Origin of the sequence: Ramlibacter alkalitolerans, from assembly GCF_016722765.1 — a bacterium.
Classification (GTDB): domain Bacteria; phylum Pseudomonadota; class Gammaproteobacteria; order Burkholderiales; family Burkholderiaceae_C; genus Ramlibacter; species Ramlibacter alkalitolerans.
The window spans coordinates 244,225-258,582 of sequence record NZ_JAEQND010000009.1 but is presented as its reverse complement, the minus strand read 5'-3'; the positions used below and the strand labels follow the sequence as shown (position 1 = coordinate 258,582).

13 protein-coding genes are annotated in these 14,358 nt (G+C 71.0%); 4 read left to right on the top strand and 9 right to left on the bottom strand.

Translation table 11 applies throughout. The features are described from left to right. Positions 1-160 precede the first annotated feature (160 nt). Positions 161-889: a lipoprotein-releasing ABC transporter ATP-binding protein LolD gene (gene lolD, locus JI746_RS17735; protein ID WP_408004111.1), complete on the bottom strand. Its 729-nt coding sequence runs from the start codon at positions 887-889 to the stop codon at positions 161-163. Further along, positions 882-2,138: a lipoprotein-releasing ABC transporter permease subunit gene (locus JI746_RS17730; protein ID WP_201691391.1), complete on the bottom strand. Its 1,257-nt coding sequence runs from the start codon at positions 2,136-2,138 to the stop codon at positions 882-884. The genes lolD and JI746_RS17730 overlap by 8 nt, the downstream gene beginning before the upstream one ends. A 79-nt stretch (positions 2,139-2,217) precedes the next feature. On the opposite strand from JI746_RS17730, the gene JI746_RS17725 reads away from it, so the two are divergent. From JI746_RS17725 to JI746_RS17715, 3 genes are read left to right on the top strand one after another with little or no spacing between them, the layout of a single operon-like run. Then, on the top strand, positions 2,218-3,156 hold the full coding sequence (locus JI746_RS17725; RefSeq protein WP_236599917.1) for a phosphoglycerate mutase: 939 nt from the start codon (positions 2,218-2,220) through the stop codon (positions 3,154-3,156). Next, positions 3,153-4,862, top strand: coding sequence for a single-stranded-DNA-specific exonuclease RecJ (gene recJ / locus JI746_RS17720; RefSeq protein ID WP_201691387.1), 1,710 nt, complete (start codon positions 3,153-3,155; stop codon positions 4,860-4,862). Before JI746_RS17725 ends, recJ begins: the two co-directional genes overlap by 4 nt. 44 nt (positions 4,863-4,906) lie before the next feature. Next, on the top strand, positions 4,907-6,163 hold the full coding sequence (locus JI746_RS17715) for a 6-phosphofructokinase (RefSeq protein ID WP_201691385.1): 1,257 nt from the start codon (positions 4,907-4,909) through the stop codon (positions 6,161-6,163). A 13-nt stretch (positions 6,164-6,176) separates the two neighbouring features. Here the strand turns inward: JI746_RS17715 and JI746_RS17710 are convergent, their stop codons facing one another. From JI746_RS17710 to JI746_RS17695, 4 genes are all read right to left on the bottom strand, one after another. Then, positions 6,177-6,497, bottom strand: coding sequence for a hypothetical protein (locus tag JI746_RS17710; RefSeq protein WP_201691383.1), 321 nt, complete (start codon positions 6,495-6,497; stop codon positions 6,177-6,179). A gap of 7 nt (positions 6,498-6,504) precedes the next feature. Further along, positions 6,505-6,819, bottom strand: a complete 315-nt coding sequence (locus JI746_RS17705) for a hypothetical protein (RefSeq protein WP_201691382.1) — start codon at positions 6,817-6,819, stop codon at positions 6,505-6,507. A 550-nt stretch (positions 6,820-7,369) separates the two neighbouring features. After that, complete coding sequence (dcd, locus tag JI746_RS17700) at positions 7,370-7,936, bottom strand: dCTP deaminase (RefSeq protein ID WP_201691380.1); 567 nt, start codon at positions 7,934-7,936, stop codon at positions 7,370-7,372. 89 nt (positions 7,937-8,025) lie between these two features. After that, on the bottom strand, positions 8,026-8,730 hold the full coding sequence (locus tag JI746_RS17695; protein ID WP_201691378.1) for an ArsR/SmtB family transcription factor: 705 nt from the start codon (positions 8,728-8,730) through the stop codon (positions 8,026-8,028). Positions 8,731-8,813: 83 nt separating this feature from the next. Here JI746_RS17695 and JI746_RS17690 point away from each other — a divergent pair, with 83 nt between their 5' ends. After that, positions 8,814-9,707 (top strand): DMT family transporter, encoded by an 894-nt coding sequence (locus JI746_RS17690; RefSeq protein ID WP_201691377.1) that lies wholly within the window; start codon positions 8,814-8,816, stop codon positions 9,705-9,707. Between the two features lie 3 nt (positions 9,708-9,710). Here the strand turns inward: JI746_RS17690 and guaD are convergent, their stop codons facing one another. The 3 genes from guaD to JI746_RS17675 all read right to left on the bottom strand — a co-directional run bounded on the left by guaD (position 9,711) and on the right by JI746_RS17675 (position 14,327). Continuing rightward, a complete protein-coding gene (gene guaD, locus JI746_RS17685; protein WP_201691376.1) occupies positions 9,711-10,994 on the bottom strand; it encodes a guanine deaminase in 1,284 nt (427 codons plus the stop codon). A gap of 64 nt (positions 10,995-11,058) precedes the next feature. Continuing rightward, a complete protein-coding gene (locus JI746_RS17680) occupies positions 11,059-13,203 on the bottom strand; it encodes an nSTAND1 domain-containing NTPase (RefSeq protein WP_201691375.1) in 2,145 nt (714 codons plus the stop codon). Beyond that, a complete protein-coding gene (locus JI746_RS17675; RefSeq protein WP_201691374.1) occupies positions 13,200-14,327 on the bottom strand; it encodes a TIR domain-containing protein in 1,128 nt (375 codons plus the stop codon). Before JI746_RS17675 ends, JI746_RS17680 begins: the two co-directional genes overlap by 4 nt. Between the last annotated feature and the right edge of the window lie 31 nt (positions 14,328-14,358).

Sequence of the window (14,358 nt, the reverse complement as noted above, 5' to 3'; positions counted from 1 at the left end):
ACCGCGCGGGGTTTGAGCACGTCTTAACGCAGAAGCCGCAAAAGTACGCAAAAGCCGCAAAAGGAAATCCATTTCCAAGTGGATCCCTTTTGCGGCTTTTGCGTAACTTTTGCGGCTTCTGCGTTCAATCTCTCGGACGGATCGGTTCGGGCCGGCCAGCTTACGCTTCCCCGAGCCGACCCAAGGTCAAGCGCAGCATCCGCCCGCAACGCGCCGCCAGCGCCTGGTCGTGCGTGACCATCACGAAAGCGGTGCCGCGCTCGCGCGCCAGGCGCAGCATCAGCGCGAACACCACGTCGGCCGTGCCGCGATCGAGGTTGCCGGTCGGCTCGTCGGCCAGCACGCAGGCCGGATGCGCGACCAGCGCCCGCGCGATCGCGACCCGCTGGCGCTCGCCGCCGGAGAGTTCGGCCGGGCGGTGCTTCATGCGCTCCTTCAGGCCCACGGCGTTGAGCATCTCGGCGGCCTGCTGGTGCACCTGTTCCACCGGCAGCCGGCGGATGCGCAGCGGCATGCCGACGTTGTCCAGCGCGCTGAACTCCGGCAGCAGGTGATGGAACTGGTAGACGAAGCCCAGGTGCTCGTTGCGCATCCGGCCCTGCGTCGCCGGATCCAGCGTCGACAGCTCCCGCCCCATCAGCTGCACCTTGCCGCTGGTGGGCGCGTCCAGGCCGCCCAGCACGTGCAGCAGCGTGCTCTTGCCCGAGCCCGAAGCGCCGACGATCGCCAGCGTCTCGCCGGCGTGCACCTCGAGGTCGACGCCCTTGAGCACCTCGACATCCAGCCCGCCTTCGGTGAAGCGCTTGGTCAGGCCCTGGCAGGCCAGCACGACGCCCGAGTGCGGCTGCACTTCGGCCAGCGCGGCCTGCGGCATCGCGATGTCATTCATAGCGCAGCGCCTCCGCCGGATTGACGCGGCTGGCGCGCCAGCTCGGATACAGCGTGGCGACGAAGGCCAGCACCAGCGAGATCAGTGCGATCGGCACGATGTCGTTGGCCTGCGGATCGCTCGGCATGCGGCTGATCAGGTAGATGTCCTTGGGCAGGAAGCTGGCGTTGAGCGCGTGTTCGAGCGCCGGCACGATCACGTCGATGTTGGCGGCCACCAGCAGGCCGACCAGCAGCCCCGCCATCGTGCCGATCACGCCCACGGCGGCACCCTGCACCACGAAGATCCCCATGATGCTGCCCGGGCTGGCGCCCAGCGTGCGCAGGATCGCGATGTCGGCGCGCTTGTCGGTCACCGTCATCACCAGCGTGCTCACCAAGTTGAACGCCGCGACGGCGACGATCAGCGTCAGGATGATGAACATCATCCGCTTTTCCAGCTGCACGGCCGCGAACCAGGTACGGTTCTGGCGCGTCCAGTCGCGCACCAGGAAGTCGCCGCTCAGCGAGTTGGAAAGTTCGGCCGCCACCTCGCGGGCGCGATTGAGGTCGCGCAGCTTCAGGCGCACGCCCGTCGGCCCCTCGAGGCGGAAGATGCGCTCGGCGTCCTCGATGTGCAGCAGCACCAGCCCGCTGTCGTATTCGAAATGGCCGGAATCGAAGGTGCCCAGCACGGTCATCTGCTTGAGGCGCGGCACCACGCCGGCCGGCGTGACCTGCCCGCCGGGGGCGATCAGCGTGACGGCATCGCCCGCCTGCACGCCGAGGTTGCGCGCCAGCTCCGCGCCCAGCACGATGCCGAACTGGCCGGGCACCAGCTTGTCGAGCGTGCCCTGCGTGGTGGCGGTCGCCAGGTCCGTGACCTGAGACTCCAGCTTGGGATCGATGCCGCGCACGATGGCGCCGCGCATGTCCTCGCCGCGCGCGATCAGCGACTGCGTGGCGATGAAGGGCGCCGCGCCTATCACCTCCGGGTTGCGCCGCACTTCCGCCAGCGTGCGGTTCACGTCCGGTAGCACGCCGCCGCCGGGGCCGTACACCTCCACGTGCGAGACCACACTGAGCATGCGGTCACGCACTTCCTTCTGGAAGCCGTTCATCACCGACAGCACGATGATCAGCGCCGCCACCCCGAGCGAGATCCCGAGCATGGAGACCCCGGAGATGAAGGAGATGAAGCCGTTGCGCCGCGTGGCGCGGCCGGCGCGCGTGTAGCGCCAGCCCAGCACGAGCTCATAGGGAAGCGCCATGGCGCGCCTTCAGACAAGATATAGCATCGGGCCGGATTGTGGCATCCCCGACAATATGGCTGTGTCAGACGGAGTCCACTTGATCGTTCCCTTCGCCCACTGCCGGGCGGAGCCCTGCCGCGAGGCCCTGCGCGGCCTCGCCTTGCCCAATGTCCGCAAGCTGCTGCGCCGCCTCGTCCTGGAGGCCACCGACGAAGGCGATCCGCACAGCCTGTCGCTGCCGCACGAGCGCGTGCTGGCGCGCGCCCACGGCCTGCAGCCGGTGGACGGGCTGATCCCGCTGGCGGCGCTGCAGGTGCTGCAGTCCGGCGGCGAAGCCGGCACCGAGGGCTGGGCCTGGATCACGCCGGCGCACTGGCGCGTGGGCCAGGACCACATCGACATGGGACACCCGCAGGCGCTGCAACTCGATGGCGACGACTCGCAGGCGCTGCTCGCCGCCATGCAGCCGTACTTCGCCGAAGACGGCATCACGCTCGCGTACGAGGCGCCGCTGCGCTGGCTGGCCCGCGGCGACGCGTTCCGCAACCTGCCGAGCGCATCGCTCGATCGCGTCATCGGCCAGCGCATCGCCAACGCCTGGATGCCCTCTGGCCCCGCCGCGGGCCCGCTGCGGCGGCTGCAGCAGGAAATGCAGATGCTCCTCTACACGCTGCCGCTGAACGACGAGCGCGAGCGCGGCGGGCTGCTGCCGGTCAACTCCTTCTGGATCAGCGGCACCGGCGCGCTGCCGCCGGGCCATCCGCCGCGGCCCGCGAACGGGCTGCAGGTCACGCCCTACCTGCGCGACGCCGCCCTGCACGACGACTGGCACGCCTGGGCCGAAGCCTGGCGCCAGCTCGATGCCCGCGACGGCCCGCGCCTGCTCGCCGAGGCGGAGCACGGCACGCCGGTGCGCCTGACGCTGTGCGGCGACGCCAGCGCGCGCACCTGGAGTTCGGTGGCGGCAGGCCGCTGGCACCGCATGGCCGGCTGGTTCGGCAGCACCACGGTCGCGGACCTGATGGAGGGCCTGTGAAGATCGTCACCCGCGACGTGCCGCCGCGCGCCGCCTGGGCGCTGGAGCAGGCCGGCATCCACCCGCTGCTGGCGCGCCTGTATGCGGCGCGCGGCGTGCTCGCCCGCGAAGAACTGGACAACGGCCTGGGCCGGCTGCTGCCGCCCGAGACACTCAAGGGCGCGACGCAGGCCGCCGTGCTGCTGGCCGATGCGATCGCGGCCGGCCGGCGCATCTGCATCGTCGCCGACTACGACTGCGACGGCGCCACCGCCTGCGCGGTGGGCGTGCGCGGCCTGCGCCTGCTCGGCGCCCGCGACGTGGGCTACCTCGTGCCCGACCGCGTGGTCGATGGCTACGGCCTCACGCCGGCCATCGCGCAGCGCGTGAAAGCCGCCGGCGCCGACCTGCTGCTCACCGTGGACAACGGCATTGCCAGCATCGCCGGCGTGGCCGCCGCGCGCGAACTGGGCCTGCAGGTGCTGGTGACCGACCACCACCTCCCTGGCCCCGTGCTGCCCGAGGGCGCACTGATCGTCAATCCCAACCAGCCGGGCTGCGGCTTCGAGAGCAAGTCCATCGCCGGCGTCGGCGTGATGTTCTACGTGCTGCTGGCGCTGCGGGCGGAACTGCGCGAGCGCGGCGCCTTCGACGCGTCGCAACAGCCCCGGCTCGATGCCCTGCTGCCGCTGGTAGCGCTGGGCACGGTCGCCGACGTGGTGAAGCTCGATGCCAACAATCGGCGGCTGGTGGCGCAGGGCCTGCGCCGCATCCGCGCCGGCGCCCTGCCCTGCGGGCTGGCCAGCCTGTTCGCGGTGACCTCGCGCAAGCCGCAGACGGCCACCACCTTCGACTTCGGCTTCGCCCTCGGGCCGCGCATCAACGCAGCCGGGCGCCTGGCCGACATGACCATCGGCATCGAGTGCCTGCTCAGCGACGATGCCGCGCGCGCCGACGAACTGGCGCGCACCCTGGACACCATCAACCGCGAGCGGCGCGAGATCGAAGGCGACATGCGCGAGCAGGCGATCGCCATGGCGGAGGCGCTGTTCGAGGAAGGCGAGCAGCCGCCGCCGGCCATCTGCGTGTTCGATCCGGATTTCCACGAGGGCGTGGTCGGCATCGTGGCCTCGCGCATCAAGGACAAGTTGCACCGCCCGACCTTCGTGTTCGCCGCCAGCCAGGCACCGGGGCGCGAGCACGAGCTCAAGGGCTCCGGGCGTTCCATCCCGGGCTTCCACCTGCGCGATGCGCTGGACCTGGTGGCCAAGCGGCATCCCGGCGTGCTGCTGCGCTTCGGCGGCCACGCGATGGCCGCGGGCTGCACGATCGCCGAGGAGCACCTCGACGTCTTCGAGCAGGCGCTGGCGCAGGTCGCGCAGGAGTGGCTGGACGCCGCCACGCTGCTGCGCCGCCTGCACACCGACGGCCCGCTGGCGCGCGAATACTGCCGGCCGGACCTGGTCGACGCGCTGCACGGCGAGGTCTGGGGCCAGGGCTTCGCGCCGCCGGTCTTCAGCGAGGAAGTCGAGGTGGTGTCGCAGAAGCTGGTGGCCGAAAAGCACCTGTCGCTCAAGCTGCGCCACCAGGGCCAGCCGGTCGACGCGATCTGGTTCGGCCACACCCAGCCGCTGCCGGCCCGGGTGAAGATCGCCTTCCGGCTGGAGGCCGACGAGTGGCAGGGCGCGCGCCGCGTGCGCTTCCTGGTCGAAGGCGCTGAGCTGTAGGGCGGGCTTCCTTTGCGGCCCGGAAGCCGCGATGATCACGCCCCATGGCCCGCAAGAACGCCTTCTACGCGCAATCCGGCGGCGTCACCGCCGTCATCAACGCATCGGCCTCCGGCGTCATCCAGACCGCCCGCGCCTACCGCAACCAGATCGGCAAGGTGTACGCGGGGCGCGACGGCATCATAGGCGCGCTGACCGAAGACCTGATCGACACCAGCAAGGAATCGACGGCCGCCATCGCGCTGCTGCGCAACACGCCCGGCGGCGCCTTCGGCTCCTGCCGCTACAAGCTCAAGTCGCTGGAGAGCCACCGCCGCGAATACCAGCGCCTGATCGAGGTCTTCGAAGCGCACGACATCGGCTACTTCTTCTACAACGGCGGCGGCGACTCGGCCGATACCTGCCTGAAGGTGAGCCAGCTGGCCGAGGCGATGAACTATCCGATCCAGGCAATCCACGTGCCCAAGACGGTCGACAACGACCTGCCGCTGACCGACTGCTGCCCGGGCTTCGGCTCGGTGGCCAAGTACGTGGCGGTCTCGGCGCTGGAAGCGTCGCTCGACGTGCGCTCCATGGCGCGCACCTCGACCAAGGTGTTCGTGCTGGAAGTGATGGGCCGCCACGCCGGCTGGATCGCCGCCGCCGGCGGGCTGATCGAGGACCACGGCGTGCCGGTGGTGGTGCTGTTCCCCGAGGTTCCCTTCGACGAGCAGAAATTCCTGGCCCGGGTGGAGGAAAGGGTGGCGCGGCACGGCTTCTGCACCGTCGTCGTCTCGGAGGGCGCCCGGCACGAGGACGGGCGCTTCCTCGCGCAGCAGGGGCCGCGCGACGCATTCGGCCACGAGCAACTCGGCGGCGCGGCGCCCGTGGTGGCGCGCATGATCCGCCAGGCCCTGGGGCACAAGTTCCATTGGGCGGTGGCCGACTACCTGCAGCGCGCCGCGCGCCACATCGCCTCCACCACCGACGCGCGGCAGGCCTACGAGGCCGGGGCCGCCGCGGTGAAGCTCGCCATGGAGGGACACAACGCCGTGATGCCCGCCATCGAGCGCATCAGCGACAAGCCCTACCGCTACCGCTTCGGCGTGGCGCCGCTCAGCGAAGTCGCCAACGTCGAGAAGCACATGCCGCGCCACTACATCACGCCCGACGGCTTCGGCATCACCGAGGATTGCAAGCGGTATCTCCGGCCGCTGATCCGCGGCGAGGACTACCCGAAGTACAAGGACGGCGTGCCGGTGTATGCGACGCTGAAGAACGTGCCGGTGGCCCGCAAGCTGGCGACCTTCGACGTGCGCTGAACGCGCGGGGCGCTCAGGCCGTGCCGAGCACGGGGAAGGCGGAGTGCTGCGGGTCGTCGAAGTAGGCGGACAGGCGCGCGGCGATGGCCTCGAGTTCCGGGTCGTCCATCGCCCGCGCGCAGGCCAGCTGCCACAGCGCGTATTCGCGGTCGCCCAGCATCATGTCGGTGTGGACGCAGCGCCCGTGCCCCGCCATCAGCAAGGCGAAGCTCGCCAGCAGGCCGGTCGGGCAGTAGCGCGGGGTGGCTTCGCAGGCGGATTCTTCGTCGCCCGCTTCCGGCGGCGCATCGCTGGCGGGCGCCGGCCCGGCTTCGCGGGGGTACAGGCTGTCCATGGCGTCCTCAGCGATAGCTGAAACTGACCGGCACCGCGCCGGTGGCCGTCGCCGGGGACTGTGCCGCAACCTGCGGCTTCGGGTCCATGCGGCTGGTGCAGCTGGCGATGGTGGAACCGGGGATGTACTGCAGGCAGTCGGCCAGCGCCATCTGCTGCACCACCGACTCGTTCTGCCGCGCTTCGGCCTTGCGCATCTGGTGGCTGCACAGGAGCCAGAAGGCGAACAACTGGCCCATCGCCACGCCCGCGAGGAGCATCCACAACCAGCGACTCCGCGACGGCGTTTGGGTATCGGCGGCGGCGTGGATCAGGGTGGACATGGCGGACTTCCTCGGGTGGATTTCATCCTAGGCCCGGGCTCTCTGCCGCGCCAGAGTCGCTATCGCGAGATGCTGTAGGACAAAATCTTGACGCGGCAGGTGAGCCCTCGCCGTCCATGATGGACCGCCCGCAAGTTAGCGCAAGTGGCTGGTGAGTGAGCTCGCGCAGGACGTCGCAAAGTTGCGACTGGCCGCGCACGAACGCGTTGCGCGCGAGCCACCGCGGTCCGCGCAGGGCGCGCCGGCGGTGTGGCGGTGGGCAGGGTGCGTCGCTGCGCGCGGCGACCGGAAGCGGGCGCTCGCATAGCGCGTCCGGGACGGCGATCTGCCCCGACGGCCGACTGCGGAGGAATTCACGGCCGCTGCGGCGCAGCGGATCGCCACGCGATCGTCGGGTGCGGCGTGCCGGCTTGTCCGCGCCCACCCGGCGTGGGCTCGGCCGTGGCGGCAGAGAAGCGAGCGCCCACGTGGGAGCCTGTCCGCAGGCCCGGATTCGCCTACACGCAGGGCGCGGAAATGCGGCGGGCGGCCCGGCCGGCCGCGCGGCGCATCAGGCCTTCGGCAGCGTCACCCCGTGCTGGCCCTGGTACTTGCCGCCGCGGTCCTTGTAGCTCACGTCGCAGGCCTCGTCGCTCTCGAAGAACAGCACCTGCGCGCAGCCTTCGCCGGCGTAGATCTTCGCGGGCAGGGGCGTGGTGTTGGAGAACTCCAGCGTCACGTAGCCTTCCCATTCGGGCTCGAAGGGGGTGACGTTGACGATGATCCCGCAGCGCGCGTAGGTGCTCTTGCCCAGGCAGATGGTCAGCACGTTGCGCGGGATGCGGAAGTACTCCAGCGTGCGGGCGAGCGCGAAGCTGTTGGGAGGGATGATGCAGACGTCGTCGTGGAAGTCGACGAAGCTCTTCTCGTCGAAGTTCTTCGGGTCCACCACCGTGCTGTGGATGTTGGTGAAGACCTTGAATTCGGGCGCGCAGCGGATGTCGTAGCCGTAGCTCGAAGTGCCGTAGCTGATGACGCGGCGGCCCTCGGCCTCGCGCACCTGGTTCGGCTCGAAGGGTTCGATCAGGCCATGCTGTTCCGCCATGCGGCGGATCCACTTGTCGCTCTTGATGGTCATCGGGGGGGAACTCCTGGGCGGCTATTCTAGGGCGCGCCCCTTTCGCTCCTCCGTCAGACCCGCGCACTGGCACCGGCCGCCGTGCCACCTTACTCCAGTTGCAGGGACGGCAGCACCGCGCGCAGCCCGGCCCGCCCCGGTGGCGTGAGGAGGAGTTGCCGGCCGGCGCCGCGCCGCAGCCAACCGCGTTCGAGCAGGGCCTGGAGCATCGCCGTCGCGCACGGGCCCGCAGCATGGCTGCGCCGCTCGCTCCAGTCCAGGCAGGCACGCACGCCACCGCTGCACGCGCCATGCTCCGGAATCCCCAGGCTCTCGTGCAGCCAGCGCCAGCCTTGCGGCGTGACCTCGGCCCGCGCGGGACCGGTCCACGCATAGAGGCCCTGCTGCAGCATGGCCTCGAACAGCGCCACGCCCAGCCGCCCGGCCAGGTGGTTGTAGCAGCTGCGCGCCGCCCGCAGCGGCTCGGGGGTGGAAGGCACGAAGTGCGGCGCCTGTTCGTCGCTGGCTCGGGCCGCCGCCGTCAAGGCCTCCACCGCGTGCGCGAACTCCGGCGAGGCGAGCCGGTAGTAGCGATGGCGGCCCTGCGGCAGCATGGCCAGCACCCGGGCGTCCAGCATGCGCGCGAGGTGATGGCTGGCCGCCTGCGGCGACAGCGACGCGGCGCGCGCCAGCTCCGTCGCCGTCAAGGCGCGCCCGGTCATGAGCAGGCACAGCATGCGCGCGCGGGCCGGATCCGCCAGCAGGCCGGCGAGCCGGCTGACGTCCGGAATGGTGTCGATCTCCCCAGGCCGCATGCAGCCATTCTGCGGCAGCTGCGCCGCGAACGTTTCAGCACGTGCTGAAACGTCGCTCCCTGCGCATCAAGACACTTGCGGGCATGCCGCCCCGCGCGCCGCTCACCCCCCTGCTGCTGCTGCTGCTGCTCTCCACGCTGTGGGGGGCGTCGTACAGCCTGATCCGCATCAGCGTCGCGACGCTGCCGCCGCTGACCGCCATGGCCGTGCGCACGTCGGTGGCCGCGGCGCTCCTGCTGGCCCTGATGGCGGGCCGCGCCCTGCGCCTGCCGCGCCAGGCTGCGGTGTGGCGGCGGCTCGCCTTCCAGGCCGTGTTGAACAGCGTGCTGCCCTTCACGCTGCTCGCCTGGGCGCAGCAGGAAGTCGAAGCCAGCGTCGCCGCGATCCTGAACTCGTGCGCGCCCCTCATGACCTTCCTGTGGCTCGCGCGCACCGGGCGCGAACCTGCGGGCGCACGCAAGTCGCTGGGCGTGCTGGTCGGCCTGGCCGGCACCGCCCTGGTCCTGGGCGTGGATGCGCTGCACGGGGTGCCGCAGCGGTTCGCCTCCGAGGCGGCGATCCTGCTGGCGACCGCCTGCTATGCCGCGGCCGCGGTCCACGGGCGCAACTTCGATGCGCTGCCGCCCATCGTTCCCGCGGCCGGATCGCTCGCCTGCGCGGCGCTGGTGCTCGTTCCCGCCGCGCTCGTCGTCGACCGCCCGTGGACGCTCTCCCCCTCGTTCGCCTCGGTGGGCGCGCTGCTGGCGCTGGCGGTGTTCTGCACCGCCCTCGCCCTGGTGCTGTACTTCCACCTGCTCGCGACCCTGGGCAGCGTAGGCACCAGCGCGCAGGCCTACCTGCGCGTACCGATCGGCGTGGCGATCGGCGTCATGTTCCTCGGCGAGCGCCTGGCGCCGTTCGCGTGGCTCGGGCTGGCCGGCGTCGTGCTGGGGGTGGCGGCGATGACGCTGCCGCCGCGACGGCAGGGTCCGCGATGACGCTCAGGCGCGGCCGCCGACGAAGACCTGTTGCACGACCCGGTCGTCCCCGAGCACGATCATCGAGAACAGCAGTTCGTCGAGGTCGCGCGCGTGCTGCGTCTTGCGCGCGAGCAGCGGCGTCGCCTGCGGATCGAGCGCGATGAAATCGGCTTCGCAGCCCGGACGCAGGTTGCCGATCACGCCGTCGAGGCCCAGCGCCTGCGCGGCACCGGCCGTGTGCTGCCACCACAGGTTCTGCGGGCGCAGGCTCACCCCCGGCTTGGTCTGGCCCTCGCGAGCGACGCAATACGCCGCCAGCATCGTGTGGAACGGGCTGAAGCTGGTGCCGCCGCCGACATCGCTGGCGAGCCCGTGGCGAAAGCCCACGCGGCGCGCACCTTCGTAGTCGAAGAAGCCGCTGCCCAGGAACAGGTTGCTGGTGGGGCTCACCGCCGCCGCGGCGCCGGTGTCGCGCAGCAGCGCGCGGTCGGCGTCGTCGATGTGGATGCAGTGCGCGTAGATCGCGCGTTCGCGCAGCAGCCCGAACTCCCCGTAGACCGACAGATAGCTGCGCGCGTTCGGGTACAGCTCGCGCACCCAGCGGATCTCGTCGCGGTTCTCCGCCACGTGCGACTGGATCCAGACATCGGGGTAGCGCGCCGCAAGCTCGCCCGCGCCGCGCAGTTGCCGGTCGGTGCAGCTGGGCGCGAAGCGCGGCGTGATCGCGTAGCCGAGGCGGCCGCGTCCGTGCCAGCGGCGGATCAGCGCCTCCGTGTCGACCAGCGACTGCTCCGTCTCGTCGCGCACGCCATCGGGCGAGTGCCGGTCCTGCAGCACCTTGCCGGCGATCATGCGCAGGCCGCGGCGCTCGCTTTCCTCCAGCAGCGCATCGACCGAATGGGGATGCGAGGTGCAGAAGGTCAGCGCGGTCGTCACGCCGTTGCGCCGCAGCTCGTCGAGGAACACATCGGCCATGCCGACCGCATGCGCGTGCTCGGCGAAGCGCGCCTCCTGCGGAAAGGTGTACTCGGCCAGCCAGGGCAGCAGGCCTTCGGCCGGCGAGCCGATCACGTCGGTCTGCGGGAAGTGCACGTGCAGGTCGATGAAGCCCGGCGCCAGGATGCGGCCGGGGAACGCCGTCACCTGCACGCCGGGGTAGTTGCCGGCCAGCGCCGCATGCGCACCGGCGGCGCGGATCACCTGGCGGCCGGTTGCATCCGGCCCGACGACCAGCAGGCCGTCGGGCTCGTAGATCGCCGCACCGTCGTCGGCGAACTGCAGGAGGGCGGCGCGGAAGGCTTGCATGGCGCCATTGTGCGGGCTGGCTGGAGTCGAGGAGTCCGGCGTCAGACTCCCTCCGAAGACCACCCTAGTCCTTCGCCTTGCCGCGCCCCGCCAGCACCACCTCGGTGTTGATCCACAGCTCGTAGTGCCGCGGCCGCACGTTCGGGGCGTTCTCGTATTTCGCGCTTAGGTCCTCGACCTCCAGCCTGGGGCGCACCATCAGCGCGTTGAGCAGGGCGGCCAGGCGCGGCGCCTCGGTGCGGCATTCCTCGGCGTGGAAGCAGCGCAAGGCGTTCTTCCACGGCCCGCTCGCCACCAGCTGGATTCCCGGAACGACCACCGCGGCATCGTCGAGCTTGCGCTGCTCCAGCTCGCGTTCGAGGGCCGCCACCCCGGGCCGCAGTGATTCGTCGCTGATGTGGAAGTACACGCGCGGCGGCACGTTCGGCGCCACTGCCATCTGTGCCTGCGGCACCTGGCGCTGCTCCAGCCGCAGGGCCTGCTGCTGCACCACGCGCAAGGCGGCATCCACCTGCTTTTCCACCACGTTGTAGTCAGGCGTCGGGCGGGCAGCGGCGAGCTTGATCTCTTCCAGCTGGCGGCGCGTGTCGCGCACGTTCGTCTCGGATTCGCGCAGGGCTTCGGTCAGGGCCTGCTGGGAAGCCCTGACCTTCACCTGCTGGTACACGCTGACGGCGAGGAACAGCGTCGGCACGGCCGCGATCCACACCAGCCGCCGGCGCCGGGTCTCCGTGCGGCGCGCCTTCTCGCTTGCCGCCAGCAGCGCCTGGACATCGTCCCAGCGGCCGCCGTAGCGCTGGGCCCAGCCGCGGTTGCGGCGCTGCATCCACTTGCTGCGTTCGGCGAGCGTGGCGGGGCTCAGGACGTTCTCGGGATCGCGCTGGAAGCTGTCGGCCTGCACCAGCAGCGAACGCCACACCAGGCCGTTGCGGAATTCCTTGAGCAGCCAACCGTGTTCGAGATCGGCCAGGCTGTGCCAGCAGCGCAGCAGGGCTTCGTGGCTGATGTCGATCAGCGTCTGCGGCCCGATGGCCTGCGGCGCGTAGGGCCGCAGCAGGTTGGTGCCGTCGGCGCGGAACAGGTCGACGGCCCGGCGCACCGCCTGCTCGCTGCAACCGGTGGCGGCGACCAGTTGCGCGAAGGTGCAGGGATGCCGGATCGCATGGCCCTCGGCGTTCGTCTCGCTCAGGGCGCGCATGAGGTCCTCGACGACGCGCTCCTCGCCCGGGGCCACGCCGCGCAGCACGTCTGCCGTGACGGCATCCGCGTGGCCGGAAAGCTGCAGCGACAAGCGCCCGCGGTCGAGGCAGCGCTGCAGGTCGATGCGCCACGGCGCGCCGGGGCCGGCGGCGAGCACGGCCTCGCGGTGCATCAGCATCAGGCCGTGCTGGATCAGCGGCAGCTGCTCCTGGTTGTCGCCGGCATCCGCGATCATCCACTCGGCCGCCTCGCGCGGCACATGGCCTTCGAACAGCGGCGCCGGCTCGCAGATGGCGCGCACGATGTCTTCGTGGTTCATGCGCGGCAGCAGGTACTGCGCCTCGTTCACCACCTCGGCGAAGCCGCGGAAACGCGCGCACTGGCCCAGGAATTCGGACCGCATCGTGAGCGCCGCATACATGCCGGGCGGTCGCCGCTCGCGCAGACCGGTGAGCAGGTCGATCAGCAGCTGCGCCTCCTCGGGGCCGCAGCGGCGCGCATGGGCGAAGACTTCCTCGAACTGGTCGACGAGGATGCAGACGTGGTCGTTCTCGCGCGGGCACAGCAGCGGCGCCAGGGCCTCCGCGGCGCGCGTGCCGGCATTGAGGATGCGCCGCAGGTGCAGCAGCCGCTCGCCGCCGGGATCGTCGCCATCGAGCCCCGCCAGGGCCGTGGCCAGGTTCAGCAGGGGATCGTTGCCGGGCATGAAGGTGCAGGTGCGCCAGCGGGCCCCGCCGCGCGCATTGCCCTGCTCCAGCCGCGGCAGCACGCCGGCGCGCAGCAGGGAGCTCTTGCCGCAGCCGGAATCGCCGTGGATCACCAGCAGCCGGTCGGCCACCAGCCGCGACACCACCTCGTCGGTCATGCGTTCGCGGCCGAAGAAGATGGTCCACTCGTCCTGCTCGAACGCACGCAGCCCGGGATAGGGCCGCGGCGGCAGCGTCAGGGTGAAGAGGGCGTCGTACTCCTGCGCGGAGACGGTGCCTTGCTCGATCAGGACGGCGCTCACGGCCGGGCCTCCGCGCCGCCTTGCTGCGCCAGCCAGGGCGGCAGCTGCGCGGGCCAGTCGTCCTGCCGGGCGTCGACCCAGTTGGCCTGCAGGATGCGCGCGTTGTTGCGCCGCACGGGGGTGGCGATCACCGGGCCGGCGGTATCCACCACGCCCAGCGGCAGCAGCTTGTTGAAGCGCGAGCGCGCCGAGTGCCGGTCGTGCTTGCCCACGACGGCCAGGTCGGAATCGAGCGCGCGCCCGTCGTCGGTGGCCAGCAGCAGCAGGGCATCGCAGTCGGCGAGATCGCGCACGCGCTGCTCGCGCACCTGCTGTTCCTTCACGGGGTCCTGCAGCACGGGATCCGGCTGGGCCGGCACGACCAGGAAGCCGAAGTCGTTCAGGCGCATCGCTGCGCGCTCCCACGCCGGCGCCTGCTCGGAGCGGCCGTGCAGGTACAAGGTCTGGCCGCCCTCCGCCTGGAGCTTGGCGAGCTGGGCCTGCTCCGCCTGCCAGGCCAGCAGGCGCTCGCGCATCTTGTCGAGGCGGCCCTTGACGTGCGAGACCACGGGCATCAGGGCACGCAGGACGGCCTTGGCGAATTCCTCGTCCTTCAGGCGCCAGCCGAGCGGCCGCTTGATGCCGCCCAGGTCTTCCTCGAAGGGGAAGCCGACCAGGGGCGTGCCGTCGGCATCGGCCAGCGGCGGCGGCCAGGGCGCCTGCGGGTCGCGCATGCGGATCACGGCCACGCGTTCCTGCGGCTTGAAGCCCACCGGGACCTTCAGCGAAGTGGCCAGGTTCGGCTCGTGCTGGTTCGCGGACCACCATTCGCGTTCGCGCTGGCACCAGGAGGACTTGAGGTAGTCCGGCGACATCAGCACCATCAGCAGCGCGGAAGCTTCCACTTCCGCCTTCAGCTGCTCGGGCAGTTCGGCCATCGGATCGACGCCGCGGTCGGGCCGCTGGTCGCGATCGAGGAAGATGCGCAGCGCGTCGCGCAGTTCGGACTCGAAGCGCAGTTCCGCCTCGAGCGCGCGGACGAAGTTCTCGGACCATTCCGCCAGGAAGACGACGCCGTCGGCCGCCGTGCCGTGGCTGTAGCTCACGAAGATGTCGTGCCGGAAGGGCTCTCCCACGTAGGACATCGCTCGCCCCTGCTTCGCAGACTGCCCCTCT

What these genes read in the sequence shown, in the direction of transcription:
- dcd (WP_201691380.1), bottom strand. Translation starts at nt 7,936, where the DNA reads ATGACCATCAAGAGCGACAAGTGGATCCGCCGCATGGCGGAACAGCAT.
- lolD (WP_408004111.1), bottom strand. Translation starts at nt 889, where the DNA reads ATGAATGACATCGCGATGCCGCAGGCCGCGCTGGCCGAAGTGCAGCCG.
- JI746_RS17715 (WP_201691385.1), top strand. Translation starts at nt 4,907, where the DNA reads ATGGCCCGCAAGAACGCCTTCTACGCGCAATCCGGCGGCGTCACCGCC.
- JI746_RS17730 (WP_201691391.1), bottom strand. Translation starts at nt 2,138, where the DNA reads ATGGCGCTTCCCTATGAGCTCGTGCTGGGCTGGCGCTACACGCGCGCC.
- JI746_RS17675 (WP_201691374.1), bottom strand. Translation starts at nt 14,327, where the DNA reads ATGTCCTACGTGGGAGAGCCCTTCCGGCACGACATCTTCGTGAGCTAC.
- JI746_RS17705 (WP_201691382.1), bottom strand. Translation starts at nt 6,819, where the DNA reads ATGTCCACCCTGATCCACGCCGCCGCCGATACCCAAACGCCGTCGCGG.
- JI746_RS17710 (WP_201691383.1), bottom strand. Translation starts at nt 6,497, where the DNA reads ATGGACAGCCTGTACCCCCGCGAAGCCGGGCCGGCGCCCGCCAGCGAT.
- JI746_RS17690 (WP_201691377.1), top strand. Translation starts at nt 8,814, where the DNA reads ATGCCGCCCCGCGCGCCGCTCACCCCCCTGCTGCTGCTGCTGCTGCTC.
- JI746_RS17695 (WP_201691378.1), bottom strand. Translation starts at nt 8,730, where the DNA reads ATGCGGCCTGGGGAGATCGACACCATTCCGGACGTCAGCCGGCTCGCC.
- guaD (WP_201691376.1), bottom strand. Translation starts at nt 10,994, where the DNA reads ATGCAAGCCTTCCGCGCCGCCCTCCTGCAGTTCGCCGACGACGGTGCG.